Below are 25,477 nucleotides of genomic sequence, written 5' to 3'. Positions count from 1 at the left end.
GTCGTCGGCGGTCTCAGGACCAGCCTGGCCTACCGGACTTTCTTGATGGGGAAGATGACCAGCGCGCCGACGACCGCCGCCACCGCGCAGACCGTGAACCAGAGGCCGTAGTTGTTGCCGGTGGGGTCGCTCACGTAGACGAGGATGCCGCCGACCAGCGGGGCGAGCGTCTGCGGCAGGGCGTTGGCGATGTTGAAGACGCCGAGGTCCTTGCCGGAGTCGTCCGGGTTGGGCAGCACGTCGACGACGAGCGCGAGGTCGACGCCCACGTAGATGCCGTAGGCGAGGCCGAGGATCGCCTCGAGCACGTAGAAGGTGCCGACGTCCTGCACGAAGATCAGCGCGAAGGTGCCGATCGCGAACAGCGCGGTCGAGCTCCAGACGAACACCTTGCGGCGCCCGATCCGGTCGGACAGCCAGCCGGCGAAGTAGCTCGCCGCGATCAGCGCCACCGTGTAGATCAGCACGCTGGTGCTGATGACGGCGGGGATGCTCTCCGCCTCGACCCCGATGTGGTTGAGGAGGTAGAAGAAGCGGAAGGTGGTGAAGCCGAAGCTCGCGAAGGTGATCAGGAAGCGCGACCACCACGCCAGCGCGTAGTCGGGGTTCTTCGCCGGGCTGACCCAGAAGGTCTCGGCCCAGTCGCGGAGGGTGGCCCGCGGCGGTGCCTGGGGCAGCCGCTTGTCGGGCAGCACGACGGCGAAGACCACCATGGCGATGATCGCCAGGATCGACGGCGCCACGAACATGATGACGAGCTGGCCCGCGAAGGCCTGGGCGACGTAGGTGCCGCCGAGGATGCCCACGTTCTGCGCGATCCCGAGCGCGGCGGTGATCTTGCCGCGCTGGAACTTCGGCACCTGGTCGGCGAGGGTGGCGATGAAGGGCGCGAGCGTCATGTTCGCGCCGAGCTGGGCGAGCGACCAGCCGACGGTCGCGACGAGCAGGCTCGGGGCGACCGCCATGATCGCGAAGGCGACGGTCATGATGACCGTGCCCGAGACGATCCAGACGCGGCGGCGGCCGAAGCGATTCGTCGAGCGGTCGGAGAGCCGGCCGAAGACGACGTTGGCGATGGTCGCGAAGAGGGCGCCGAATCCGCCGAGCACCGCGGCTGCGCCGGTCGCGCCGTTCCGCGCGATCTCGCCCGCCTCGACGAGCGACTCGATCTTGAGGCCGATGCCGACGATCGCCGGCCCGAGCAGCGCGATGAAGAAGATCAGCTGCGCGGCGAGCAGCCAGAAGACGTAGCCCTTCTTCGCGGGCTCCGTGGGTTCGGGGAACCAGCTCTGGTTCCGCACTGTGGCCGTCGACGTGGTCATGCCCGAAGGCATCCCCGCCGCGGATCCGCTGGACGTCGTCATCGTCGTTCCCTCTCCTCATCGAGCGTCGATGCCGTGGCCCTCGCGGCCAAAACCTTGCATCGTACGGTTTTGAGTATGAAGGCTCGGGCGCGCGACCGCAACCGTCGGCGCCGTCCGTGGCGCCCGACGCCCGACGAAGCAGCACGCGCACGCCGGCTCGAGGCAGGCCGACGGACGTACCGTCGGAGCATGTCGACCGTCACCGTCGCCGATGCGCGCGCCCGCTTCTCCGATCTGATCGACCGATCGCGCACCGAGGCGGTCGTCCTCGAGCACCACGGTCATGCCGTGGCCGTCGTGATCAGCCTCGAGCAGTACGAGCGGATGAGGGACGCCCTCGAGAGCGTGGAGGACGCGCAGGCCTTCGACGCCGCGATGGCCGAGGAGGCCGAGAACGTTCCCTGGGCCCGCGCCGCGGAGGAGCTCAGTCGCGAGCTGTCGCAGGAGCGGCGGGACGGCGCTGGAGTCGCTTCGCCGGGCACTCAACCAGCAACGGCCCGCCGAAGCGGGCCGTCCTGTTCTGTCTCAACCAGAGTGCGCCCGGAGGGATTCGAACCCCCAACCTTCTGATCCGTAGTCAGATGCTCTATCCGTTGAGCTACGGGCGCAGTCCATCGCGAGGCCTTGGGGGGCGCACGCAACGAGGTACGACTATACATGCCGCGGGGCGCCTCCGCGAATCGCGTAGCGTGGCGGGCATGGAGGCCGCCGCGATCGAGCTCGTGCGCTTCGTCGTCTCGCCGCTGCACCGGTTCGAGGGGCGGCCCGCCGACGGTCCGATCCCCTCGGAGGGCAACGAGCAGCCCGGGCGGATCGAGATCCGCGCGGGCCTGGGCATCGTCGGCGACCGCTACTTCGCCCAGCGCGCGCACCGGCCGGCGGCGGTCACCCTCTTCGCGATCGAGTCGCTCGAGCACGTCGCCGCCGAGCTCGGCACCGCGCCGTTCGACCCGGCCGACACCCGCCGCAACATCATCGTGCGCGGCGCCGACATCGACTCCCTCGCCGGCCGCACCTTCGCCCTCGAGCAGGGCGGCGAGCGGATCGAGTTCCAGGGCGGCCGGCCCGCCAACCCCTGCGCGTGGATGGACGTCTCGCTCGCTCCCGGCGCGTTCAAGGCGATGCGGCGGCGCGGCGGCGTCCGCTGCGCTCCCCTCGGCAACGGCGTCCTCCACCTCGGGCCCGCCCGGCTGATCCTCCACCGCTCCGAGGACATGCTGATCTGAGCGGATCGGCCAGCGCCTAGGCTCTCCTCGACCCGTTCCGACCTGCGATCCGACGCGATCCGACGCCCGACGACCCGAGGAGGCGCCCGTGCCCTACCCCGGCCGCCCCCTGCGCGCTCTCGCCGCGAGCGTCCGCCACGGTCTGCGCGACGTCTTCGCGACCACGCGCTCCCGCCGCCGCGACCCGCGCCGCCGCTACAAGAACACCGACGTCTCCGTCCTCCGGGTCCGCCGGGGCGACGTCTACGCCCGGGTCAACACGGTCGGGCACACCGGCGAGCGCACCTTCGTCCTCGTCCCGGGCATCGGAGTGGCCGCCACCTACTTCGAGCGCCTCGCCCCCGCGCTCAACGAGTTCGGCCCCGTGCACGCGCTCGACCTCCCCGGCTTCGGCGGCGTCCCGCACCCGCCGAACGCCCGGCACATGACCATCGCCGACTACGCCGAGCTGGTCGGCGCCGTCATCGACGAGCTCGGGCTCGACGACCCGGTCGTCCTCGGCCACTCGATGGGCACGCAGGTCGTCGCCGAGCTCGCCGCGCGCCGCCCCGAGCTCACCACGATCGTGCTGCTCGGCCCGGTGATGAACCGGCACGAGCGCGGCATCCCGATCGCGGCCTGGCGCTTCCTCCAGTCGAGCGTCCGCGAGCCGGCGCAGGTCGCGATCCTCGCCGCCGCGGCCTATCTGCTCTGCGGCCCGCGCTGGTTCTCGCGGGTGCTCCCCGAGATGATGCAGTACCGGATCGAGGACGTGCTGCCGAGCATCCGCGCCTCCACGCTGGTCATCCGCGGCGAGCACGACCGCCTGGTGCCGCGCGAGTGGGCGGAGGAGGTCGCGGAGTCGATCCCGCACGCCCGCGCGTGGGAGATCCCCGAGGCCTCGCACTCGGTGATGCACGCGCACGCGGAGGAGGTGGCCCGGCTCTGCGTCGAGCACGCCCGCGCGCCGCAGCCCGACCGCGGCGAGGCCGAGCTGCGCCGCTTCCCCGACGACGAGGTCGACCACTCGGAGGAGGACGCGCCGATCGCCGACCCGATCGGCGCCCTGCGCGGCCGGGTGACCGAGCTGGCGGGCATCCTCACCGACGACGACTCGCTGATCGCCGAGGGCAAGACCCAGCACGCCGAGGCGACCGACCCGGCCGCGCTCCAGGAGTCCGACACGGACGCGGGAGACGGCGACTCCGGCCCCGGTCTCCTCGACAGCCCCGCCGCCGCGCACTGACGGCGAGCGCCCACGACACCCCGCCGCTCAGGACACCCCGCGGCTCAGGACTCCTCGCCCACGATCTCCGCGCGGATCCGCCGCAGGTCCTCGGCGAGCGCCCCCATCAGGATCCAGTGCTCCGGATGCGGGGTCACGATCACGAGCGGGGCGGTGAGCGCCGGCAGCTCGTCGGTGATCGGCTCCGGCTCCGGCACCGCGACCGACGACTGCACGAGCAGCCGCAGGTCGTGCGCCGCCCGGTGCAGCTGCACGGCGATGTCCGCGATCGTCGGCTCCCCCACCAGGTCCTGGTCGTAGAGATCGTGCACGGTGCGGGTCATCCCGCGCACCCGGGTGACGATGCGGGCGAGCCGCGGGGTGACGGAGTCCAGCGCGAGGAGCCGGTCGCGGTGCGCGGACCGCCGCGGGTTCAGCCGCAGCGACTCCTCGCCGGTCGCGATCGCCTCCTCCGCCTTCAGCTGCATCGTCTGCAGCAGCCGCGCGTTGATCAGCAGCTCGCTCAGCCGCTCGCGCCCGACCGGCGTCTGCAGCACCTCCCCCAGGTCGTCCAGGCCCGCGGCGAGCTGCGCCGTGAGATCGCCGACGGCCCGCTCGGCCGGCGCGAGCGTCACCGGCGGCACGATCAGGGCGTTGACGACGATCCCGACGGCCGCGCCGATCAGCGTCTCGAGGATGCGGTCGACGGCGTAGTTCGGCGTCACCGCGCCGACCGAGAGCACGAGCATCGCGCTGATCGGGATCTGCACGGCCGAGGCGGGCGTCAGCCGCACCGCCCAGCCCACGGCGATCGCGGCGACGATCGCGCCGAGGACGATGCCGCTGTCGTCACCGAAGAGCGTCCCGATCAGCGAGCCGACGACGACCCCGATGATCACGCCGACGCTGCGCTCGAGCGCCTTCGAGAACGACTGGTTCACACTCGGCGCGACCACGAGCAGCGCGGCGATGGCGCCGAAGACCGGCAGGGTGCCCGGGAAGATCAGGGCGGCGACGATCCAGGTGACGACGGTCGCCGCCGCGGTCTTGACCAGCTGCAGCACGGGCGGCCGCCTGTCCACGGTGAAGCTGGACGTCAGGCGCATGCGTCCACGGTAGCCGCGGCTCCCGACGCCGGTCACCGCTCCGGTGCCGTCTCCATGCTCGCGAGCACCGCCCGGAGGCCCCGCGCCGCGTCGTCGCGGAGCGCGTCCGGCACTCCCGCGAGCAGCTCCCGCTCGACGGCGAGCACCTCCGGGAACGCGGCGTCGACGAGCGCGACCCCCGCCGCGGTCAGGGCGATCAGGGCGCCGCGACCGTCGGCCGGGTTGGCGGTCCGCACGAGCAGCGCGCGACCCTCGAGGGCGTGCAGCCGCTTCGTGATGGCCGGCGCGGAGGCGAGCCCGATCGTCCGCAGAGTCGTCGGCGACTGCGGCACGGCACGGCGGCGGAGCGTCGTCAGCACGTCGAACTCGCCGCGGGTCAGCTCGAACGCGGCGAGCCGCTCCTCCGTCGCCCGCACGAGCAGGGCGGAGGCGCGGATCAGCCGGCCGGCGATGTCGACCGCCGAGGTGTCCAGCTCGGGCCGCAGCGCCCGCCAGCCCGCGCGGATCTCGTCGACGGCGTCGGGAACTGCGGGAGCGGCGGCGGTCTCGGGCGAGGGGCTCGACACGGGATGATTCACGGGTAAACTATATCCGGTTCACCCGTGAACGACCTCTCCGGCCGCTGCCGCTCGGATCCACCCCCGACCCGAGGACTCCGATGCCCGCCAGCCCCTCCCTCCGCAGCGCGCTGCCCCACCCGCGCGAGCTCGTCGCCTTCGGCCCGCACGCCGGAGCGCACCGCGTCGCCCTGCGCGCGGGAGTGTCGATGGCCGTGCCGCTGCTCGTCCTCTGGGTCTTCGGCCGGACCGACCTCGCGCTCTACGCGACCTTCGGCGCCTTCACCGTGCTCTACGGCCGCCAGCACACCCACCGCCCGCGCCTGCTGATGCAGGCCTCGGCCGCCGCCTACCTCGTCGCGATGGTGACGATCGGCACGGCTGTCGCGCTCTCGCCGCAGCGCGACTGGCTGATCATCCCCGTCGTCACCGCCGCGACCGTCGGCGCCGCCTACCTCAGCGACGCCCTGCACTGGCACCCGCCGGGCCCGCTGTTCCCGGTGTTCGCCGTCACCGCCTGCGCTTCGGTGCCCGTCGAGGTGTCGCGCCTCCCGGAGGCGTTCGCCCTCGCCGCCGCGTCCGCCGCCTTCTCGCTGCTCGTCGGCGTGAGCGGACTCGCCGCTCCCCGCGCCCGCCTGCTGCCCGCCACCCCGTGGCGGCCCTCCTTCCGCGCCGCCGCCACCCGCTCCGCGACCCGCGCGGGCATGCTCCGCTTCGGCGCCGTCGTGCTGATCGCCGGCGCGATCCCCACCGCGACCGGCCTCGGGCACCCCTACTGGGCGATGGTCTCGGCCGTCGCCGCCGTCTCGGGCGCCGACGCCACCGCCCGCCTCGTCCGCGCGGGCCACCGGATGCTCGGCACCGTGATCGGCGTCGTCCTCGCCGCCGCCCTGCTCGCCCTGCCGCTGTCCCCGCTCGCGACGATCGTCGTGGTCGTGCTGCTGCAGATGCTCGCCGAACTCGTCGTGGGCCGCAACTACGGCCTGACCCTGGCGCTGATCACCCCGCTCGCGATCCTGATGGTCGAGCTCGCGCACCACACCGACGAGTTCGTGCTGCTGCGCGACCGCGCCCTCGAGACCGCGATCGGCGTCGCGGTCGGCGTCGCCGCGACCCTCGGCGCCCACGCACTGGCCTCCAGCCGCCCCGCGGCCCCGTCCCTCCCGCACTGACCGCGCCGGAGTCCGGAGCAGGCGAGGACGGGGTGGTCCGCTCCCGCTCAGGACACGGCCACCCCTGCGATCCGCTCGCTCGCGGGGTCACCCCCGCGAGGATCGCGCCCGAGCCCTAGCCGACGAGGCTCCACTTCTGATTGCTCTGCCCGTTGCAGGGCCAGGTCGCGAGCTGCTTCCCCGGCGTCGTGCTCTCGTCGGGCACGTCGAGGCAGGCACCGCTCGCGCGGTTCACGATCGTCTGACCGTTCACCTGCCACTGCGTCGTCGAGCTGGAGAGGCACGACGCCTGCACGAGCAGCCCACCGGAGCTCGAGGACCCCGACTGCGCGAGGCAGAGTCCGCTGTGCTGGGTCTGGAACTGCACGTACCCACCGCTGGACGCCCGCGCGAACACGGCGTTCGAACCGGTGCCGCAGGTCCACTGCACGACCTTCGACCCCGCGACCGTCGAGTCGTCGGCCACGTTCGCGCAGAGCGAGCTGAACGCCGACTTGATCGTCGATCGCGGCAGTGCCGGCGCCGCCGCGACGGTCCCGGCCGCCGTGTCGATCACGACGCCGTCCACCGCGGGCATCGCGACCGAGGTCCTGGTCGGGAACTGCAGTGGCTGCCAGACGTAGGTGGAGTCGTTGACCGGGCCGCCGTTGGCGCCCGCCCAGCGGTCCCCCATGTAGAGGTAGGACGTTCCCGCCGTGCCGCTGATCGTGGCGACGTAGGTCGGCTGCGACCGGTTGCCGTTCGGGCCGCCGAAGTTGGTGGGCGTCGTCCAGGGGCCGGTGATGCTGGTGGCCGTGGAGTACTTGTTCTGGTTCGGGTTCCAGCCCGACGTGCCCGAGGACAGCGCGAAGTACACGCCGTCGCGCTTGAAGATGGTCGGCGCCTCGCGGGACTGGTTCTCCCAGTGCAGGCCCTCGAACGAGGCGACGTCCGTGTACGAGGCGTTGAGCTTGAAGATCGCCGTCGACGCGTTCGTGGTCGGGATGGCGGTCGAGGAGAACAGGTACGCCTGTCCGTCGGTGTCCTGGAACACCGTCATGTCGCGCGACTCGTAGCCGAGCGGCCGGAAGCTGCCCTGGTAGGCGTACGAGCCGTCGATCGTGCTCGACGTGGCGACCGCGACGCGGCCCTGCGTGTAGTCCCGCCCGTTCTCCCAGTGCATCCAGAGCACGAACTTCTTCGTGGCCTCGTTGTAGACGAGCTTCGGCCGCTCGATCGTGGAGACGTTCAGATCCGGCGAGGAGTTCTTGGTGAGGATGTCGCCGCGGAACTCCCAGTTCGTGAAGTCGGTCGACCGGTAGAGCGGCACCGAGATGAACCGGTTGTCCGCGTCGGTGCTCTGACCGACCCAGTAGTAGTACTGCCCCACCTTCAGCAGCCCAGCGCCGTGGCCGTGGATCGGCTGCCCCTGCGTGCTGAGGAACTGCGCGCCGTTGGTGACCGTCTGCGGTGCGGCGGAGGCCGGCGCGACGCCCGCGCCGATCGCCAGCACCGCGGCGAGCAGCGCGATCAGCGCCATCCGCAGTCGTTCTCTTCGTTTCGTCATTGAAACTTCTCCTTCTCTAGGGCCGGGTCGTCGAGGGGACGACCCAGGTCGTGGTCGACTCCGCCGGAGCGGAATCCGTGAATCCGTTGGCGGTGAGCGCCACCGCGGGCAGGGCGGCGAGGTCCTGGGAGGGCTCGTGCGCACGCCCGAGGCGGTGGAGCCGGCGGACGCGAAGCGGGTGAGGTCGTCGTCGACGGTCGAGTCGGTCGTCGTGCTGTTCACCGTGACGAGCACGACGCGCCGTGTCGGTCGACTCTGTGGCGGGCACGCGGCGTCGGAGGCGGGGAGGGGCCGTCATCCTGGCCTTCTCCGACGGAGATTCCGGGGGTCGCCGACGCCATCGTCATCGCTCCGATCCCGGAATGTCCACGTCAACATCCGCTGCCTCGAACGTAACATGGCAGCGCAACCATCACCAGCCGTCGAGTCGGTGAACAGCGCGAGATGCCCCCGGAAGGGGACGGGTGAGGCGGCGGATCGGCGTGCTGCGGCGGGGACGACAGAACCCCCGGTCGGCTCTCGCTGACTCGGGGGTTCTGACTGGCGGTACCGGTGGGATTTGAACCCACGGTGGACGCAAGCCCACACATGTTTTCGAGACATGCTCCTTCGGCCGCTCGGACACGGTACCGGGGACGAGTGTACGCGAGGCCCGCGAAACTCGCCAATCGGCGCGGATAGCGGCGCTCGGGGTCAGGCCGGCTCGGGGTCAGGCCGGCTCGGGGTCAGGCCGGCTCGGGGAGGAGGAAGGCGAGCACCCGGTCCCACTCGGAGACGGCGAGCAGGTGGCCACGCTCGGGCACGACCTCGAAGCGCGAGTCCGCCAGGCGGGCGGCGTACCACTCGCCGTGCAGACGGCCGACGGTCGCGTCCTCGGCGCCGTAGAGGAGGAGCGCGGGAGCATCGACGGCCTCGACCGCGAAGCCCCAGTCCTGCACCGTGTAGCCGAGGATGTCGGCGGCCTGGCCGAGGTTGCCCTGGGCGGCGGCGCGCTCGAGCATGACCAGCAGCCGCTCGCGGACGCCGGGCGCCTCGAGCACGGCGGCATCGGCCTCATCGGCGCCGAGCATCCCGAGCAGCGCCTCGGGGGTGGGCGACGGACCGAAGGCGCCGTCGAGTGCGGCGGTGAGGGAGCGGACGGCCTCGCCGAGCGGCAGCTCGCGCAGTTCGTCGAGCATGGCCCGGTTCTGCTCGCCGACCCACGGCACCGCGTCGTCGGGGGCGGGGGTGCCGAGCACGGCGACCCGCTCGACCAGACCCGGATAGTTGGCCGAGAGCGCGAGTGCGACCCGTCCGCCGGCCGACCAGCCGGCCGCGGCGACGGAGGCGATGCCCACCGTGGCGAGGTACTCCGCGATGTCGGCGGCGGCCTGCTCCGGGCTCGCGCCGGCTCCGGCTCCGGCCGGGTCGAGATCGGTGAGCAGCGCCGATTCTCCGTAGCCGGGGCGGTCGACCGAGAGGAGGCGCACGCCGTGGCGGGCGGTGGCGGCGGGGTCGGGATCGAGCCCCGCGGCGCCGGGGGCTGGGTGGGCGAGCACGACGACGTGCTCCGCGTCCTCCGGGCCCGACCAGGTGACTCCGAGCGCGCGGCCGGACTTGAGGGTGTGCACCGTCGACGACATGGGGACAGTCTCTCGCAGACCACCGACAGCGCTGGCGCGCCGCGAGCGAGTGTCGGCGGTCCCCGCTACTGTCGAAGACACGTTCGAAAGAGCGCCCGATGTCGGAGGCCGGCCGTAGCGTCGCCGATGCTCCACCGCTTCAGCTCACCCCCGCGCTCCCCGCCTCCCCGCACCCCGGCCCGGAAGGACCCCATGGCCACCTCGAAGACGCGCACCGCCGCCTACCGCTGCTCCGAGTGCGGCTGGACGACCGCGAAGTGGGCCGGCCGCTGCGGCGAGTGCCAGCAGTGGGGCTCCGTGATCGAGAGCACCGAGCGCACGGGCCTCGTCCGCGCGGTCGCCGCCGTCGCACCCACGGCGGCGCGGCTGGCCAGGCCGATCACCCAGATCGAGACCACCTCGGCCGCGCACCGCCCCACCGGCGTGGGCGAGCTCGACCGGGTGCTCGGCGGCGGCATCGTCAACGGCGCGGTCGTCCTGCTGTCCGGCGAGCCGGGCGTCGGCAAGTCGACGCTGCTGCTCGAGGTCGCCTCGCGGGCCGCTGCCGAGGGTCAGCGCGTCCTCTACGTCAGCGCAGAGGAGTCGGCCGCTCAGGTGCGGCTGCGCGCCGAGCGCACCGGCGCCATGCACGACAGCCTCTACCTCGCGGCCGAGACCGATCTGGCGACCGTCCTCGGCCAGATCGACGAGGTGCAGCCCGACCTGCTCATCGTCGACTCGGTCCAGACGGTGGCGAGCGACACCGTCGACGGGCTGCCGGGCGGCCCGAGCCAGGTGCGCGAGGTCGCCGCGACGCTCATCCGGGTCTGCAAGGAGCGCGCCCTCCCCCTCGTCCTCGTCGGCCACGTCACGAAGGACGGCTCGATCGCCGGCCCGCGCCTGCTCGAGCACCTCGTCGACGTCGTCTGCCACTTCGAGGGCGACCGCCAGACGGCCCTGCGCTTCGTCCGCTCGCTGAAGAACCGCTTCGGCCCGACCGACGAGGTCGGCTGCTTCGAGATGACGGCCGAGGGCATCGCCGAGATCCCGGACCCCAGCGGTCTCTTCCTCAGCCGCACCCGCTTCCCCACCCCGGGCATCTGCGTCACCGTCGCGATGGAGGGGCGCCGCGCCCTGCCCGTCGAGATCCAGGCCCTCGTCATCGCGAACGACGGCGACCACCCGCGCCGCGTGACCAACGGCGTCGACGCCTCGCGCGTCGCGATGATCCTCGCGGTGCTCGAGCGCCAGGCCGGCATCCCGCTCCGCCGCTGCGACGTCTACGTCTCGACCGTCGGCGGAGTGAAGCTGATGGAGCCGGCCGCCGACCTCGCGATCGCCGTCGCCATCGCCTCGGCCCACGCCTACACGCCGCTGCGCTCCGGCATCGCCGCGTTCGGCGAGATCAGCCTCTCCGGCGACATCCGGCCGGCGTCCGGCGCCAAGCAGCGCGCCAACGAGGCGACCAGGCTCGGCCACCCCTCCCACCTCGACTCGAGCGCGTTCACGCTGTCGAGCGCGATCACCCACGCCCTCGTCCCCGTCCCCGAGCGCATCCCCGCGGGCTGAGCGCCGTCCGGGGCGCGACCGCGTCCCTAGGCTGACATCGTGGAAAGCGACATCGGCTGCTCCGCGGTTCCGGGATCGCCCGCTTCCTCGCGCTCTCGTCGAGCCTCGTCAGCACGGTCCCGGCCTTCGACGCCTCCGTGCACGGCCGTGAGCCGATCAGCCTGCAGACCGACCTGGTCAGCGTGACCTTCGACGTCCTCGTCCTGCTGGCCCTGTCGAGCCGCAGCTCGCGCGACTACGCCGCCGCGAAGAGCCGGCTCCGCGCCGCGCGGAGAGCCGGGAGGAAGGCCCGCAGCCGGACGACGACCGGCTAGACGCCGCCACCGCCGCCGCCACCCCCGCCGCCACCGCTGCTGCCCCCGCCGCCCGCGCCGCCGCTGGAGGAGCTCGACGACGACCCGACGAAGCTGGTCGCCGATGAGGAGAACGACGAGACGCTCCCGACGAACGCCGCCGCCTGGAACCCGCTCGGTCCCGAGTACCAGCCCGGCGACTCCCCCGTCTGCTCGTAGGCGGTGGCGAGCGCCGCCGCCCACTCCTTCTCGAGCCCGAGCAGGACCGCCCAGGGCAGGAGGCGCTCCGTCACCTCCACCACCTCGACCGGCCCGGCACTGCGCCGGTCCGCGCCCTTCGGCGACTGCAGCATCGCGAAGCGGTCGGCCTCCGCCAGTCGCAGGTACAGTTCGAGGCCGCGCAGGTGGTCGCGCAGCTCCGCGCCCTCCGCCGTCACGGGCACCTTCGAGACGAGCACGCAGATCGCTGCCCCGACGAGGACGGCCAACAGCACCAGCACCAGCGGCAGCGCGCCGCCGAGCACCGCAGTGAGCAGCAGCGCCCCGCCGAGCACCGCGCCGACGACCGCGACGACGGCGACCACGACGAGCAGCACCGAGCCGCGCACGGTGCCGGGTCTGCGGAGCCCCGCCTCGGTGAGCCGCTTGGTCAGACCGAGCTGGAACGCCGACACCGCCTTGCCGAACGCCTTGTCCTTCGCGGACAGATCCCGAGTGGTGCCCGGCGCGGGCGACGGGCCGAAGGCGATGTCGAAGAAGCGCTGCTCGTCCTCCGGCACCGGTCGCGGCCGGCCGGCACGACGCGGCGCCGCGGTCGCCGGGTCGAGCACGCGCAGGAGGAAACCCGGCTTCCGACCCGAGGACGTCTCCTCGATCCGGGCGAGGCCGCGGACCGCCGCGTCGAGGAACGCCGCGGACGGCGCCCGCGCGGCCTTGCCGCGCAGCGCGCCCGCGAGGAAGAGCCCCTGCGCCGGCGGCTCGTACTCGGCGACGACCGTCGGCCGCCCCGGTGCGTCCCGTAGCACGGTCGCCCGTCGGCGGATCGCCGCGACGAGCACCGCGAGCAGGCCGAGGAGCGACACCAGCTGCACCCAGGACCAGCCGGAGGCGAAGTAGGCGTCGTCGCGCGGGGTGAAGGTGCCGGGGCTGAAGCCGACCGCCACGGTCACGTTCTCCCCCGCCGCCAGGTCGGTGCCGCTCGCGGTGACGAGCGCGCCGTCGCGGCCGATCGCGCAGCCGTCGGTCGAGCCCGCGCCCCCGCGGTAGCAGGCTGCCGTCCCGGTGGCGGCGTCCACCAGGCCGGGGCTGAGCCGCAGCCGCACGTCGTACTCGTCGAACGGCTGGCGCCAGGCCGTGCCGTTCACGTCCCAGTAGAACTCGTCCTCGCCGCTCGAGGTCCCCGACGCCGGGAGCGTCACGTCGTGCTGCGTGTAGGTGAAGACGTAGGTCTGGCTGCCGCGGACGAAATCGTCGGCGGCGCTGGTGACGAGGAGGAAGCCGTCCTCGGTCTCGGTGTCGACCGGTCGCGGGTCGCCCGCCTCGTCCGTCACCGAGACCAGGTCGACGCCGGTCGGGTAGCCCCGGTACTCGAGCGGGATGGCGCGCTGCATCCCGCGGTTCTGGTCGGCCGGGAACTCGGCGACGAAGGTCTCGACGGTGGTCAGCGTCGAGCGTCCCTCCGCGTCTCGACCGAGCTCGAAGTCGGCGGCGTAGCGGGAGAAGCGGAAGTCGTCGACGCCACGGCCGAGAGAGCCGACGACCACGGCGGCGAGCGGTCCGGCGGCCGGCGCGGCGACGGCCGGAGTCCCTGCCTCCGCGCGTCCCGCCTCGAGCGCCTCGGCGGCCCCTGCGACCGGCGCTCCCACCAGCGCCACCGCGAGCAGCACCCCCGCCGTCGCACCGGATCGGCGGCCGGCTCCGCGCGCACCGGAGGCGCGCACTCCCGCGATCGCCGCGGTCAGGATCCGGCTGAGCATCCCCGTCATGTCCGCGAGCGTACGCGCGCCCGCCGCGCCGCACGTCCCCCTCACGGGCGACAGCGGCGCCCGAGCCCTACTGCAGCAGGAACTGCGTCGTCGATCCCGACGGGATCCCGGCGACCGACACCGAGAGGTTGTAGGCCGCTCCGCCCGCGTCCACCGCCTCGCGCCCGCCGGAGCAGGTGTCGGCCGAGGAGCGGGTGCGGTCCCAGGTGATCGAGCTGCCCGTGACCGAGGTGCCGGCCTGCAGCAGGATCTCGAGGTCGGCCGCGCCGGTCTGGCAGTCGGTCGAGGTCCAGACCGGATCGGACCCGCTGGTGATGGTGAAGACCTGCTGACTCGTCCCCGCGTCGATGATGCAGTCCGCGCTCGAGATGTTCGCGAGCGAGAGCGAGAGCTGCGGCGCCTCGTCCGGCCCGTAGCTCGTCGCGTCGGTGACGGCGGTGACCGCCACGGTGTCGGCGGTGCAGGCCGCGGCGTCGGCCGGCGCGGAGCCCTCCGGTGCCGTCGTCGGGTAGAGCGTCGGCAGGGCGGAGGCGGTCGGGCTCGCGCTCTCGGCCGCGTCCCGCGCTCCCGCCCAGGGCTGCAGCGACACGACGACGGCGATGCCGGCCACGATCACGAGGAGGGCGAGCAGGAGTCCGGCCCTGCGCCGCCGGTAGACCCGGGAGGGCAGGCGGCGGGGAGGCGGAGTCACCGATACAGGCTACGACGCGGCAGCGGTCAGAGCGTCTTGAGCATGCGGGTGTTGCCGAGCGTGTTCGGCTTCACCCGGGCCAGGTCGAGGAACTCCGCGACACCCTCGTCGGGCGAGCGCAGCAGCTCGGCGTACACCTCGGGGTCGACGACCTTCTCGCCGATCGGCGCGTAGCCGTGCTTCTCGAAGAAGCCGACCTCGAAGGTCAGGCAGAACAGGCGCTTCAGCCCCAGCTCGCGGGCGTCGTTCTCGAGCCGCTCCAGGATGTGGTGGCCGACTCCGTGCCCCAGCCAGCTCTGCGCCACGGCGAGAGTGCGCACCTCGGCGATGTCGTCCCACATCACGTGCAGCGCACCGCAGCCGATCGCGTTCCCCTCGCCGTCCTCGGCGATCCGGAACTCCTGCACGGCGCCGTAGAGCACCACCCGGTCCTTGCCGAGGAGGATGCGCTCGTTGACGAGCGGCTCGCTCAGCTCCTGGATGAACGGGACGTCGCTCGTGCGCGCGCGGCGCACCGGATACTTCCACTCGGCCATCCGGCAAGCCTACGGCCGAACGACGACGAGCCCGCCCCCTCCGAGGAGGGGACGGGCTCGCTGTCGTGCGGTGCCGGTGCGGACTACGCCATCAGGTCGGGCGTCGCCGGGCCGGCGGTCGCCGCTCCGGTCGTCGCGCCGGCGCTGATCGAGATGAGCCGCGGCGTCGTCGTGAAGACGAACTTGTTCTCGGCGAAGTCCACGTGCACGTGGTCTCCGGAGCCGAGCTGGCCGTGCAGGATCTGCTCGGACAGCTGGTCCTCGATCTCGCGCTGGATCGCGCGGCGCAGCGGGCGGGCGCCGAGGGCCGGGTCGAACCCGACCTCGATCAGCCGCTCCTTGGCCGACTGCGTCAGCTCCACCGTCATGTCGCGGTCGAGCAGGCGGTCGCCGAGGCGCCCGATGAACAGGTCGACGATCTGGAGGAGCTCCGGCTTCGACAGCTGCGGGAAGACGATGACGTCGTCCACGCGGTTGAGGAACTCGGGCTTGAAATGCTTCTTCAGCTCCTCGTTGACCTTGCCGCGCATGCGGTCGTAGCCGGTGGCGTTCTCGCCCTCGATCTGGAACCCGACGGGACCACCGGCGATGTCACGCGCACCGAGGTTGGTGGTCATGATGATGACGGTGTTCTTGAAGTCGACGACGCGCCCCTGGCCGTCGGTCAGACGACCCTCCTCGAGGATCTGGAGGAGCGAGTTGAAGATGTCGGGGTGCGCCTTCTCGATCTCGTCGAAGAGCACCACGCTGAAAGGCTTGCGGCGGACCTTCTCGGTCAGCTGGCCGCCCTCCTCGAAGCCGACGAACCCGGGAGGGGCACCGAACAGCCGCGAGACGGTGTGCTTCTCGCCGTACTCCGACATGTCGAGCGAGATCATCGCGTTCTCGTCGTCGAAGAGGAACTCGGCGAGCGCCTTGGCGAGCTCGGTCTTGCCGACGCCCGTGGGGCCGGCGAAGATGAACGATCCCGAGGGGCGCTTGGGGTCCTTGAGGCCGGCGCGGGTGCGGCGGATGGTGCGCGAGAGGGCCGCGATGGCCTCCTCCTGGCCGATGACGCGCTGGTGCAGCGCCTTCTCCATGAAGACGAGGCGCGAGGACTCCTCCTCGGTCAGCTTGAACACCGGGATGCCCGTCGCCTGCGCGAGGACCTCGGCGATCAGGCCCTCGTCGACGACACCGGTCGCCTTGACGTCGCCCGACTTCCACTTCTTCTCCAGGCGCAGGCGCTCACCGAGCAGCTGCTTCTCCTCGTCGCGGAGCGACGCGGCCTTCTCGAAGTCCTGGTCCTCGATCGCGGCCTCCTTCGCGGTGCGGACGACGGCGATCTTGTCGTCGAACTCGCGCAGCTCCGGCGGGGCCGAGAGGATCGAGAGGCGCAGGCGGGCGCCGGCCTCGTCGATCAGGTCGATGGCCTTGTCGGGGAGGAAGCGGTCGCTGATGTAGCGGTCCGCGAGGTTGGCGGCCGAGACGATGGCACCGTCGGTGATGGACACCTTGTGGTGCGCCTCGTAGCGGTCGCGCAGGCCCTTGAGGATGTTGATCGTGTGGGGCAGCGACGGCTCCGCGACCTGGATCGGCTGGAAGCGGCGCTCGAGCGCGGCGTCCTTCTCGAAGTGCTTGCGGTACTCGTCGAGCGTGGTCGCGCCGATGGTCTGCAGCTCGCCGCGGGCGAGCAGCGGCTTGAGGATCGAGGCGGCGTCGATCGCGCCCTCCGCGGCCCCTGCGCCGACGAGGGTGTGGATCTCGTCGATGAAGGTGATGATGTCGCCGCGGGTGCGGATCTCCTTCGTCACCTTCTTGAGGCGCTCCTCGAAGTCTCCGCGGTAGCGGGAGCCGGCGATGAGCGAGCCGAGGTCGAGCGTGTAGAGCTGCTTGTCCTTGAGCGTCTCGGGCACGTCGCCGCGCACGATCGCCTGGGCGAGGCCCTCGACGACGGCGGTCTTGCCGACGCCGGGCTCGCCGATCAGGACGGGGTTGTTCTTGGAGCGGCGGGAGAGGATCTGCATGACCCGCTCGATCTCCTTCTCGCGCCCGATGACCGGGTCGAGCTTGTTGTCGCGCGCCGCCTGCGTGAGGTTGCGTCCGAACTGGTCGAGGATCTGCGAGCCGCCCTGAGGCTGCTGCTGCTCACCGCCCACGGCGACCTGCTCCTTGCCCTGGTAGCCCGAGAGGAGCTGGATGACCTGCTGGCGCACCCGGTTGAGGTCGGCGCCCAGCTTGACGAGCACCTGTGCGGCGACGCCCTCGCCCTCGCGGATGAGGCCGAGAAGGATGTGCTCGGTCCCGATGTAGTTGTGGCCGAGCTGCAGCGCTTCGCGCAGGGACAGCTCGAGGACCTTCTTCGCACGCGGCGTGAAGGGGATGTGGCCGGTGGGCTGCTGCTGCCCCTGGCCGATGATGTCCTGGACCTGCTCGCGCACCGCGTCGAGCGAGATGCCGAGGGACTCGAGCGCCTTGGCGGCCACTCCCTCGCCCTCGTGGATCAGGCCGAGCAGGATGTGCTCGGTCCCGATGTAGTTGTGATTGAGCATCTTGGCCTCTTCTTGGGCCAGGACGACGACGCGCCGTGCGCGATCGGTGAATCTCTCGAACATGCTGTCACTCCCTACAGAACCCGCAGGGGTGGGCTCCGATAGCTCGACTGTAGTAAGCGCTCCCCCCGGTCGGACCCCCTGTTCGCCCTGGGCGTGAGGGCTGATTTCCATGCAGAGGCATATGGTTTCGGAATGAGCAATCTGGAGGAGCACCCGGACGAGCACGAGGTCGCCTCCGAGCCGGCCGCGACGTCGCCCGTCGAGATCCTCGAGGCGCGCCTGGTGCCGCTCGGCGGGCCGCGCGCGATCGAGGTGCGCCGCACCCTCCCCCAGCGCTCGCGCTCCACGATCGGCGCCTGGTGCTTCGCGGACCACTACGGTCCGGTGCGCCTCGGCGAGGAGGCGGGGATGGACGTCCCGCCGCACCCGCACACCGGACTGCAGACGGTCAGCTGGCTCTTCGAGGGCGAGATCGACCACCGCGACAGTGTCGGGAGCCACCAGCTGGTACGACCGGGCGAGCTCAATCTGATGACCGCCGGGCGCGGCATCTCGCACTCCGAGGTCTCGACCGGCGCCGAGCCCGTTCTGCACGGCGTGCAGCTCTGGGTCGCGCTGCCCGAGGAGGCGCGACTGGGCGACCCGTTCTTCGAGCACCACCGCGGCGTGCGGGTGGAGCTGCCCGGCGCGGTCGCGCAGGTCTTCGTCGGCGAGCTGCTCGGCGCCTCCGTGCCCGCGAGCGTCTTCACCCCGCTCGTCGCCGCGCAGCTCGACCTGGAGCCGGGCGCGTGGGTCGAGCTGCCGCTCGAGGCGGCGTGGGAGTACGGCGTGCTGGTCGATTCCGGCCCGGTCGGCGTGGACGGGGTCGACGTCCCCCGGTCCGACCTCGCCTATCTCGCGCCCGGCCGCGAAGCGCTCGTGCTCACGGCCGGCGACGAGGGCGCCCGGGTCGTGCTGATCGGCGGCGAGCCGTTCCCGGACCAGCTGGTGATGTGGTGGAACTTCGTCGGCCGCAGCCACGACGACGTCGCGGTGGCGCGCGAGCGCTGGCAGAGCGACGTCATCGCCGGCGGCGACGGCGACGGGCCGTTCGGTACGGTCGAGGGCTATCCGGGTCGGGCGCTGCCCGCGCCGACGCTGCCGACGGTGCGCCTGAAGCCCCGCCGCCGCGCCTAGCCCGCCGCCGCGCCTGGTCCCCACTCCATCTCAGGAGGCGTCGCCCGCCTTCTCCTTCGCCGCCCGCTTCTCGGCCGCCTCGCGGTCCGTCGCCTCGGCGGCCTCGCGGAACGCCCGGCGCGGATCCTGCAGCGCGGTCATCGGCGACAGGTCGCGCGGCGCCACCGCGTCGACGATCCAGCCGACGATGATGCGCCACTTGCGATCGAGCGTCGGCATCGCCGCCCCGTGGTACGCCCGGTGGGCGAGCCAAGCCGGCACTCCGCGCAGCTTGACGCCCTTGATCACGCCGGCGCCCTTGCCGATGCCGTACTCGGCGACCGTTCCGACGGAGACGTGGCGGTACTCCTCGACCGGGCCGCCGGTGATGTCGGCGATGATGTTCCGTGCCAGGAGCTTCGCCTGCCGGACGGCGTTCTGCGCGTTCGGCGGGTAGTAGGCCGGCTGCTTCGCGGCGGTGAGGTCGGGGATCTGCGCGCCGTCGCCCGCGGCCCAGGCCCCGCCGACCGGCTCGCCGTCCTCCGTGATCACCCGCAGCCGCGCGTCGGCCATCACGTGGCCCCTCGGACCCCGCGGCGCATCGGTGGCGTCGAGGATCGGGTTCGGCTTGACGCCGGCGGTCCAGACGATGGTCGCGGCGGGGATGCGCTCGCCGCTGGAGAGCTCGACGACGCCGTCCTCGCAGGAGGGCATCGTCGTCTTCAGGTGCACGTGCACGCCGCGCTCGCGGAGGTGACCGAGCGTCCAGACCGAGAGCTCGGGGCCGACCTCCGGGGCGACGCGGTCGAGCGCCTCGACGAGGTGCCAGGTGACGTCGCCCATCGACAGCGACGGCTGCTCGGCGAGGGCCCGGCGGCTGAGGTCGAGCAGCTCGCTCAGCGCCTCGACACCGGTGTAGCCGCCGCCGACGAAGACGAAGGTGAGCAGCCGACGGCGCTCCGCCGGATCGGTCGTCAGGGCGGCCTTCGCGACGTTCTCGATGACCCGGTCGCGCAGGTGGGCCGCCTCCTCGACCGTCTTGAAGCCGATGGCGTTCTCGGCGAGGCCCGGGGTCGGGAAGGTGCGGGTCACCGCTCCGAGCGCGAAGACGACGTGATCGAACGGCAGCGTGCGGGTGGAGCCGTCGATCGCCGCGACGCTCGCCGAGCGGTCGGCCAGGCTCACGCCGGTGATCGCGCCGCGGACGACCCGGGTGCGCTTCAGCGCCTGCACCAGCGGGACCGTGACGTGGCGGGGCTGGACGTGCCCGCCGGCCACCTCCGGAAGGAGCGGCTGATAGGTCATGTAGGGGTTCGGCTCGACGACGGTGACGTCGATCGGCGTCGTACCGCGGAGCTTCTCGAGCCCCCAAGCCGTGTAGAGGCCGACGTAGCCGCCGCCGAGGATGAGGATGCGCGTCGTTCCGCTCGCCGCCATGAGGTCTCCTTCTGAAGCACCGATCCGCGAGGACCGGTGGCCCGCACCGTGCTGAGGACGTTCCGACGCTACGCCGGGGTCGGCGGGCGGACCAGGGCCTTGCGCGCGGCGCGGCGAGTCGTCACCGGAGCTCAGCCCACCGCGAGGTCCTCGCCGATCAGCCGGCGGCGGTACTCGCTGGGCGAGAGACCGGTCTCGGTGGCGATGGCCCGCCGCAGCCGCTCGGGCGAGGAGAAGCCGGAGCGCCGGGCGATGTCGCTGAGCGGCAGCACGGACGCGTCGGGCACGCCGACGAGCCGCAGGGCGTTCTCGGTGCGCACGTCGGAGATCAGCTTGCGAAGGGTCGACCCGCGCTCGTCGGCGACCGCGCGCTGGAGCGTGCGCAGGCTGACCCGGCAGCGCCGCGCCACCGTGCCGGGATCGAGCGCCGGGTCGCTGTAGTCGGCCTGGATGACCTGGAGGGCCGCCTCGACCATCTCGTGCAGACCGAGGCGCTCGCGTGAGCCCTCCTCCCGCTCCGAGCCGAGCAGGCGGGCCAGCCGCAGGACGGTGCCCTCGAGGTACTCCGACTGCACCGGGTGATCGGCGTCGAGCTCGGCGAGGAAGGCCCGCAGCACGGTCCGCGCGGTCGCCGTCATCGACGAGGCGGGGAGCAGGCGCACCGGCTCGGTCCGGCGGCGCTCCGGCACCGCGCTCTCGGCGCAGAGGAGGAGGAAGCGGACGGGCTGGAACGATCGGAGGACGACCGACGTGTCGGTGGAGAGGGCGAGCACGCCGTCGTCCACCGAGAGCGATCCGTCCGGCGTGTCGACGTCGAGCACCCCCTCCATCGGCAGCACGAACACGGTGGCGCCCTCCGGCGTGTTCGGACCGGGCCAGCGGACCGCGAACGGCGACGTCACGACCTGCAGCACCCGCACCCGCTCGGTCGCCGCGACGGCCAGGTCCATCCGGAAGCCCAGGGACGTGGACACCGAGACGTCGGCGGAGCGCCGGAGCGCGGTGACGCCCTCGGCCCCGCGGAGCCGCACGACGCGGGCGCCCGCGCTGAGGGGGACGCATAGCGGGTTGAGATGATCGGGGCGTGAGGACACGGTGGCGACTCCGTTCGAGAGGAGCGGGCGTCGAGGAACGCTCGCCTTCGGAGCGTAGCAAAAGATGAGGGAAGTTCGCTCACCATCCACAGGAGGGGGTCTGACCCCTATTGGAGGGCCGAGGTGAGCCTCGCGAGATTGTCGAGGATCGTCGAGCGCAGCGGCTGCTGCCGCCATTCGCGGAGGGTCAGCTCGCGGGAGCGCTCGCGGTAGTCCTGCTGCACCTGGCGCAGGTCCTCGACGAACTCGGAGCCGCGCACCATCAGGGACACCTCGAGGTTGAGGGTGAACGAGCGCATGTCCATGTTGCTCGAGCCGATCACGGCGACGTCGTCGTCGATGGTGAAGTGCTTCGCGTGCAGGATGGTCGGCTTGCGGTACATCCAGATCCGCACGCCCGCGGTGAGCAGCGTCTCGTAGTAGGACCGCTGCGCGTGGTAGACCACGGCCTGGTCGCCGATCTCGGAGACGAACAGCTCCACGTGCACGCCGCGGCGGGTCGCGGTCGTGATCGCGTAGAGCATCGCCTCGTCCGGCACGAAGTAGGGGCTCGTGATGATGATCGACTTCTGCGCCGAGTAGAGCAGGGCGAGGAAGAGGCGGAGGTTGTTCTCACCGTCGAACCCGGGACCGCTCGGCACCACCTGGCAGTCGATGGTGTCGCGCTGCTGCAGCGCCTCCATCGGCTCCGACTCGCGCAGCAGCAGCTCGTCGGTCTCGCTGTACCAGTCCGTGATGAAGATGGCGTTGATGCCCTGCACCACCGGCCCCTCCAGGCGCACCATCAGGTCGTGCCAGTGCAGGCCGCGGCGGATGTTGCCGCGCTTGTTGTAGCTGGAGTCGACCACGTTCTGCGAGCCCATGAAGGCGGCGTTGCCGTCGACGATCAGCAGCTTGCGGTGGTTGCGCAGGTCCGGCCGCTGGTACTGACCGAGCCACGGCCGCACGGGCAGCATGTACGACCAGCGGGCACCGGCCCGCTCGAGCGCGCGGAGCCGGCGGTGCGTGCCCGTGTAGTAGCCGGGGACCCGGATCGAGGCGATGTGGTCGAGCAGGATCCGCACCGTCACGCCCCGGGCGGCGGCGCGGTCGAGCGCGTCGAAGAACGGTGCCGTCGTCGCGTCGGCGGCGAGGATGTAGAACTCGCAGTGCACGTAGCGGCGGGCGCGATCGATCTCGTCGGCCATCGCCCGGATGGTCTCCTCGTAGTCGCCCTGCAGGCGGGCGTCGTTGCCGCCGACCAGGGGCATCGCGCCGAGGTTGCGGTTGAGGGTGACGACGGACTCGAGCCAGAGCGGCCACGGGTGGTTGCGCGCGACCCGGTCGATGCCCTCCGTCGACTCCAGGATGAAGCGGTTAATCTCCTCCTGCTTGCGCCGCCGCTTGCGGGGCAGCCGGTAGCTCCCGATGAAGAGGAAGAGCAGGATGCCGACGTAGGGGATCAGGAAGATCGCCATCAGCCAGGCGAGGCCGGTGGTCGGGCGGCGGTTGCGCGGCACGACGATCACCGCGATCACGCGGACGACGAGCTCCACGACGATCGCGCCGACCGCGAGGATGAGCGACCAGTCGGGGGCGTTCACCGTCGGCTCTACGCCGCGTCGCGCGGGGGCAGACCGCGGCGGGCCCGCTCCTGCGCCTCGATGCGGTCGTAGGCGCGGCGCTCGTTGCGATCGGAGCGGATCAGCGCGCGCATGATGAACCAGAAGAGGAGCCCGATGGTGACGGTCGGCACGAGTGCCCACAGTCCTTGATTCCACAGCTCCCAGTCCATGGGGGCGATCCTACCCGGCCGGGCCGGGAGCGGGCCCGGAGCGGCCGCTCGGCGAAGGGTGCCGGCCGAGGCGCTCCTCGAGCGGCGGACCTCAGCTGCTCTCGATCGACTGGTTGAGGGCCGACGCGTCGGCGTTCAGGCCCTCCAGCTCGGTGCGCAGCCCGTCGTAGACGGCGACGTCGGCGTCGATCGCGGCGCGGGTCGCGTCGATCGCCTCGCCGCGCGCGAGCAGATCGGCGCGCTCGGCGTCGAACGCGGCATCGGAGGCGAAGTCGCCGCTGTCCGCCCGGGCGTTGAACGAGTCGATCTCGGCGTTCAGCGCGTCGTACTCCGCGTTGTTCGCGTCGATCCGCGCCGTGAGGTCGGCGTACATCGCGTCGATCCGGGCGACCAGCTCGGTGATGCGGTCCTCCAGATCGGTGAAGACCGCCTCGTACTGGGCGTTCAGGCCGACCACGATCGAGCGGTCGGAGAAGTACTCGGCGTAGTGCGCCTCGAGCGCGGGCGGCAGGTCGGCCACCTCGGTGCCGAGGATGGAGTGCAGCTCGTTGACGCGCTCGCCCAGCCCGCCGGTGCGGTACAGCTCGAGGCGCTCGGCGATCGGGCCGTCCTGCGGCAGGGCAGCGTAGGCCGCCTCGAGCTGCGCGCCGACGTCGGCCTGCTCGGCCGCGTCCATCCGGGTCCACGCGGCGTGCAGCATCTCGTGCGCGGCCGTCACGTCGCGGATCCCGTCGAGATCGGGGTTCTCGACGTCGGAGATGTAGATGTCGCTGCCGGTGTAGCAGCCGAGCACGATCTCGTCCGAGGCGCCGTAGCCGCAGAGTGCGTTGAAGCCGGTCGTCGGCTCCACCGAGGGGTGCGAGGCGTAGTAGAGCGCGCGGCCGCGGGTCGACATGGCGGTGCGGTCCGCGAATCCGGTGATCGTCGCGTCCGGCTCGAAGGACTCGGCGGCACGCTGGTCGGCCAGCGCCCGGCCGAGGTCGGTCGAGTCGACGAGCACCGACGCGGCGACCGCCGTGCCCACGCCGAACTGCGCGAGCGTGAGCACTCCCGCGACGACCGTCGCGACGACGCTGGATGCCCTGACCACGACTCCGAACCTACTTGACGAGCGGGAAGAGGATGGTCTCGCGGATGCCGAGTCCGGTGACGGCCATCAGCAGCCGGTCGATGCCCATGCCCATGCCGCCGGTGGGGGGCATGCCGTGCTCGAGCGCGCGGAGGAAGTCCTCGTCGAGGCGCATCGCCTCGTCGTCGCCCGCCGCCGCCTGCTGCGCCTGCTCGACGAAGCGCTCGCGCTGGACGACCGGGTCGATCAGCTCGGAGTAGCCGGTGGCCAGCTCGAAGCCGCGGATGTAGAGGTCCCACTTCTCGACGACGCCGGGGATGCTGCGGTGCGCGCGCACGAGCGGCGAGGTGTCGACCGGGAAGTCGAGGACGAAGGTGGGGCGGACGAGGCCGCCCTTGACGAAGTGCTCCCAGAGCTCCTCCACGTACTTGCCGTGGGTGGGCACGTGCACCTCGACGCCCTCGCGCGCGGCGAGCGTCTCGAGCTCGACCAGCGGGGTCGCCGGCGTGATCGCGATGCCGGCCGCGAGTGAGAGGCTCTCGTACATCGAGATCCGGTCCCACTCGCCGCCGAGGTCGTACTCGGTGCCGTCGGCCCAGGTGACCACGTGCGAGCCGGCGACGGCGAGCGCCGCGTTCTGGATCAGCTCCTGGGTGAGATCGGCGATGCTCGAGTAGTCGCCGTAGGCCTGATAGGCCTCGAGCATCGCGAACTCGGGCGAGTGCGTCGAGTCGGCGCCCTCGTTGCGGAAGTTGCGGTTGATCTCGAAGACGCGGTCGATGCCGCCGACAACGGCGCGCTTGAGGTAGAGCTCCGGCGCGATCCGCAGGTAGAGCTCGGTGTCGAACGCGTTCGAGTGCGTGGCGAACGGGCGGGCCGAGGCGCCGCCGTGCATCACCTGGAGCATCGGCGTCTCGACCTCGAGGAAGCCGTGGTCCACGAAGGTCTTCCGCAGCGAGGCGTTGACCGTGGAGCGGGCGATGACGGTGTCGCGGGCCTGCTGGCGCACGATCAGGTCGAGGTAGCGCTGGCGCATCCGGGTCTCGTCGCCGAGCTCGTTGTGCAGGGTCGGCAGCGGGAGCAGGGCCTTCGCGGCGATCGACCACTCCGACACCCAGACGCTCAGCTCGCCGCGCTTGCTGGAGAGCACCTCGCCGGCCACGAAGAGGTGGTCGCCGAGGTCGACGAGCTCCTTCCAGGCGGCGAGCGACTCCTCGCCGACGTCGCCGAGCGAGACCATCGCCTGGATCCGCGAGCCGTCGCCGGCCTGGAGCGTGGCGAAGCAGAGCTTGCCGGTGTTGCGCTGGAAGACGACGCGGCCGGCCAGGCCGACCTGCTCGCCCGTCTTCACGTCGGGCTCGATGCCCTCGTGGCGCGCGCGCACCGCGGCGATCGAGTCGGTGACCGCGACCGCGACCGGGTAGGCGCCGCCGCCCAGGTCGTCGCCGGCCAGCTCGATCAGGCGCTCGCGCTTAGCCAGGCGGACGGCCTTCTGCTCGGAGGCCTCCTCGGGCGTGGGCTCGGACGGGGGCACGGGGGCGCCGGGAGTGTCGACCATGTCAGA

The 25,477-nt window shown here is 72.1% G+C and carries 22 protein-coding genes and 2 tRNA genes; 7 read left to right on the top strand and 17 right to left on the bottom strand.

Going from position 1 to position 25,477, the window contains the following annotated elements:
- Positions 1–29 precede the first annotated feature (29 nt).
- A complete protein-coding gene (locus GSU72_RS03130; protein ID WP_244255948.1) occupies positions 30–1,322 on the bottom strand; it encodes an MFS transporter in 1,293 nt (430 codons plus the stop codon).
- 231 nt (positions 1,323–1,553) lie between these two features.
- On the opposite strand from GSU72_RS03130, the gene GSU72_RS03125 reads away from it, so the two are divergent.
- On the top strand, positions 1,554–1,934 hold the full coding sequence (locus GSU72_RS03125; RefSeq protein ID WP_159983642.1) for a type II toxin-antitoxin system Phd/YefM family antitoxin: 381 nt from the start codon (positions 1,554–1,556) through the stop codon (positions 1,932–1,934).
- Here the strand turns inward: GSU72_RS03125 and GSU72_RS03120 are convergent.
- Positions 1,900–1,972 (bottom strand) — tRNA-Arg (locus tag GSU72_RS03120). The genes GSU72_RS03125 and GSU72_RS03120 overlap by 35 nt on opposite strands.
- Before the next feature lie 90 nt (positions 1,973–2,062).
- On the opposite strand from GSU72_RS03120, the gene GSU72_RS03115 reads away from it, so the two are divergent.
- Positions 2,063–2,590 carry an MOSC domain-containing protein gene (locus GSU72_RS03115; protein WP_159983640.1) on the top strand — a complete coding sequence of 176 codons (528 nt, stop codon included), beginning with the start codon at positions 2,063–2,065 and terminating at the stop codon, positions 2,588–2,590.
- Between the two features lie 88 nt (positions 2,591–2,678).
- Positions 2,679–3,815 (top strand): alpha/beta fold hydrolase, encoded by a 1,137-nt coding sequence (locus GSU72_RS03110; RefSeq protein WP_244255947.1) that lies wholly within the window; start codon positions 2,679–2,681, stop codon positions 3,813–3,815.
- 44 nt (positions 3,816–3,859) lie between these two features.
- Here GSU72_RS03110 and GSU72_RS03105 read toward each other — a convergent pair whose 3' ends face one another.
- Both GSU72_RS03105 and GSU72_RS03100 read right to left on the bottom strand, forming a co-directional pair.
- Entirely contained in the window at positions 3,860–4,900 is a 1,041-nt protein-coding gene (locus tag GSU72_RS03105; RefSeq protein WP_159983638.1) for an FUSC family protein, read from the bottom strand.
- 32 nt (positions 4,901–4,932) lie between these two features.
- Positions 4,933–5,478 carry a MarR family transcriptional regulator gene (locus tag GSU72_RS03100; protein ID WP_159983636.1) on the bottom strand — a complete coding sequence of 182 codons (546 nt, stop codon included), beginning with the start codon at positions 5,476–5,478 and terminating at the stop codon, positions 4,933–4,935.
- An 80-nt stretch (positions 5,479–5,558) separates the two neighbouring features.
- On the opposite strand from GSU72_RS03100, the gene GSU72_RS03095 reads away from it, so the two are divergent.
- Positions 5,559–6,629 (top strand): FUSC family protein, encoded by a 1,071-nt coding sequence (locus GSU72_RS03095; RefSeq protein WP_159983634.1) that lies wholly within the window; start codon positions 5,559–5,561, stop codon positions 6,627–6,629.
- Between the two features lie 115 nt (positions 6,630–6,744).
- Here the strand turns inward: GSU72_RS03095 and GSU72_RS03090 are convergent, their stop codons facing one another.
- The 3 genes from GSU72_RS03090 to GSU72_RS03080 form a co-directional block, all read right to left on the bottom strand.
- Positions 6,745–8,175 carry an RICIN domain-containing protein gene (locus GSU72_RS03090; RefSeq protein WP_208545135.1) on the bottom strand — a complete coding sequence of 477 codons (1,431 nt, stop codon included), beginning with the start codon at positions 8,173–8,175 and terminating at the stop codon, positions 6,745–6,747.
- Between the two features lie 541 nt (positions 8,176–8,716).
- Positions 8,717–8,806 (bottom strand) — tRNA-Ser (locus tag GSU72_RS03085).
- A 94-nt stretch (positions 8,807–8,900) separates the two neighbouring features.
- The gene (locus GSU72_RS03080) at positions 8,901–9,797 is read right to left on the bottom strand and encodes an alpha/beta hydrolase (protein WP_159983632.1); all 897 of its coding nucleotides are present in this window, start codon (positions 9,795–9,797) and stop codon (positions 8,901–8,903) included.
- A 192-nt stretch (positions 9,798–9,989) separates the two neighbouring features.
- On the opposite strand from GSU72_RS03080, the gene radA reads away from it, so the two are divergent.
- Positions 9,990–11,345, top strand: a complete 1,356-nt coding sequence (radA, locus tag GSU72_RS03075) for a DNA repair protein RadA (protein WP_159983630.1) — start codon at positions 9,990–9,992, stop codon at positions 11,343–11,345.
- 137 nt (positions 11,346–11,482) lie between these two features.
- Positions 11,483–11,659 (top strand): hypothetical protein, encoded by a 177-nt coding sequence (locus tag GSU72_RS03070; protein WP_159983628.1) that lies wholly within the window; start codon positions 11,483–11,485, stop codon positions 11,657–11,659.
- Here the strand turns inward: GSU72_RS03070 and GSU72_RS21260 are convergent.
- From GSU72_RS21260 to GSU72_RS03050, 4 genes are all read right to left on the bottom strand, one after another.
- The gene (locus GSU72_RS21260) at positions 11,656–13,623 is read right to left on the bottom strand and encodes a DUF2207 domain-containing protein (protein WP_159983626.1); all 1,968 of its coding nucleotides are present in this window, start codon (positions 13,621–13,623) and stop codon (positions 11,656–11,658) included. The two genes, GSU72_RS03070 and GSU72_RS21260, sit on opposite strands and share 4 nt — an antisense overlap.
- A 67-nt stretch (positions 13,624–13,690) precedes the next feature.
- Entirely contained in the window at positions 13,691–14,314 is a 624-nt protein-coding gene (locus GSU72_RS03060; RefSeq protein WP_159983624.1) for a hypothetical protein, read from the bottom strand.
- Between the two features lie 26 nt (positions 14,315–14,340).
- Positions 14,341–14,850 carry an amino-acid N-acetyltransferase gene (locus GSU72_RS03055; RefSeq protein WP_159983622.1) on the bottom strand — a complete coding sequence of 170 codons (510 nt, stop codon included), beginning with the start codon at positions 14,848–14,850 and terminating at the stop codon, positions 14,341–14,343.
- Between the two features lie 83 nt (positions 14,851–14,933).
- Positions 14,934–17,444 (bottom strand): ATP-dependent Clp protease ATP-binding subunit, encoded by a 2,511-nt coding sequence (locus GSU72_RS03050; protein WP_159983620.1) that lies wholly within the window; start codon positions 17,442–17,444, stop codon positions 14,934–14,936.
- 132 nt (positions 17,445–17,576) lie between these two features.
- Between GSU72_RS03050 and GSU72_RS03045 the strand changes: the two genes are divergently transcribed.
- Positions 17,577–18,560 (top strand): pirin family protein, encoded by a 984-nt coding sequence (locus GSU72_RS03045; protein ID WP_159983618.1) that lies wholly within the window; start codon positions 17,577–17,579, stop codon positions 18,558–18,560.
- A 30-nt stretch (positions 18,561–18,590) separates the two neighbouring features.
- Here GSU72_RS03045 and GSU72_RS03040 read toward each other — a convergent pair whose 3' ends face one another.
- The 6 genes from GSU72_RS03040 to lysS form a co-directional block, all read right to left on the bottom strand.
- A complete protein-coding gene (locus GSU72_RS03040; protein WP_159983616.1) occupies positions 18,591–19,976 on the bottom strand; it encodes an FAD-dependent oxidoreductase in 1,386 nt (461 codons plus the stop codon).
- A 131-nt stretch (positions 19,977–20,107) separates the two neighbouring features.
- Positions 20,108–21,007, bottom strand: a complete 900-nt coding sequence (locus GSU72_RS03035; protein ID WP_159983614.1) for an AraC family transcriptional regulator — start codon at positions 21,005–21,007, stop codon at positions 20,108–20,110.
- 170 nt (positions 21,008–21,177) lie between these two features.
- Complete coding sequence (cls, locus tag GSU72_RS03030; RefSeq protein ID WP_159983612.1) at positions 21,178–22,653, bottom strand: cardiolipin synthase; 1,476 nt, start codon at positions 22,651–22,653, stop codon at positions 21,178–21,180.
- Between the two features lie 8 nt (positions 22,654–22,661).
- On the bottom strand, positions 22,662–22,844 hold the full coding sequence (locus GSU72_RS03025) for a hypothetical protein (protein ID WP_123446793.1): 183 nt from the start codon (positions 22,842–22,844) through the stop codon (positions 22,662–22,664).
- 91 nt (positions 22,845–22,935) lie between these two features.
- Positions 22,936–23,934: a hypothetical protein gene (locus GSU72_RS03020; protein WP_159983610.1), complete on the bottom strand. Its 999-nt coding sequence runs from the start codon at positions 23,932–23,934 to the stop codon at positions 22,936–22,938.
- A gap of 10 nt (positions 23,935–23,944) precedes the next feature.
- On the bottom strand, positions 23,945–25,471 hold the full coding sequence (gene lysS, locus GSU72_RS03015; RefSeq protein ID WP_159983608.1) for a lysine--tRNA ligase: 1,527 nt from the start codon (positions 25,469–25,471) through the stop codon (positions 23,945–23,947).
- Positions 25,472–25,477 lie beyond the last annotated feature (6 nt).

Source organism: Rathayibacter sp. VKM Ac-2760 (genome assembly GCF_009834185.1).
GTDB lineage: Bacteria > Actinomycetota > Actinomycetes > Actinomycetales > Microbacteriaceae > Rathayibacter.
The sequence above is the reverse complement of the archived record's forward strand: the minus strand, read 5'-3'. Positions and strand labels throughout refer to the sequence as shown.

Bases quoted from the DNA above. Each gene is read 5' to 3' on its own strand.
- GSU72_RS03125 (WP_159983642.1), top strand. From the start codon at position 1,554: ATGTCGACCGTCACCGTCGCCGATGCGCGCGCCCGCTTCTCCGATCTG.
- GSU72_RS03025 (WP_123446793.1), bottom strand. From the start codon at position 22,844: ATGGACTGGGAGCTGTGGAATCAAGGACTGTGGGCACTCGTGCCGACC.
- GSU72_RS03105 (WP_159983638.1), bottom strand. From the start codon at position 4,900: ATGCGCCTGACGTCCAGCTTCACCGTGGACAGGCGGCCGCCCGTGCTG.
- GSU72_RS03115 (WP_159983640.1), top strand. From the start codon at position 2,063: ATGGAGGCCGCCGCGATCGAGCTCGTGCGCTTCGTCGTCTCGCCGCTG.
- lysS (WP_159983608.1), bottom strand. From the start codon at position 25,471: ATGGTCGACACTCCCGGCGCCCCCGTGCCCCCGTCCGAGCCCACGCCC.
- GSU72_RS21260 (WP_159983626.1), bottom strand. From the start codon at position 13,623: ATGACGGGGATGCTCAGCCGGATCCTGACCGCGGCGATCGCGGGAGTG.
- GSU72_RS03095 (WP_159983634.1), top strand. From the start codon at position 5,559: ATGCCCGCCAGCCCCTCCCTCCGCAGCGCGCTGCCCCACCCGCGCGAG.
- GSU72_RS03050 (WP_159983620.1), bottom strand. From the start codon at position 17,444: ATGTTCGAGAGATTCACCGATCGCGCACGGCGCGTCGTCGTCCTGGCC.
- GSU72_RS03040 (WP_159983616.1), bottom strand. From the start codon at position 19,976: ATGGCGGCGAGCGGAACGACGCGCATCCTCATCCTCGGCGGCGGCTAC.
- radA (WP_159983630.1), top strand. From the start codon at position 9,990: ATGGCCACCTCGAAGACGCGCACCGCCGCCTACCGCTGCTCCGAGTGC.
- GSU72_RS03055 (WP_159983622.1), bottom strand. From the start codon at position 14,850: ATGGCCGAGTGGAAGTATCCGGTGCGCCGCGCGCGCACGAGCGACGTC.
- GSU72_RS03080 (WP_159983632.1), bottom strand. From the start codon at position 9,797: ATGTCGTCGACGGTGCACACCCTCAAGTCCGGCCGCGCGCTCGGAGTC.
- GSU72_RS03045 (WP_159983618.1), top strand. From the start codon at position 17,577: ATGAGCAATCTGGAGGAGCACCCGGACGAGCACGAGGTCGCCTCCGAG.
- GSU72_RS03090 (WP_208545135.1), bottom strand. From the start codon at position 8,175: ATGACGAAACGAAGAGAACGACTGCGGATGGCGCTGATCGCGCTGCTC.
- GSU72_RS03130 (WP_244255948.1), bottom strand. From the start codon at position 1,322: ATGACCACGTCGACGGCCACAGTGCGGAACCAGAGCTGGTTCCCCGAA.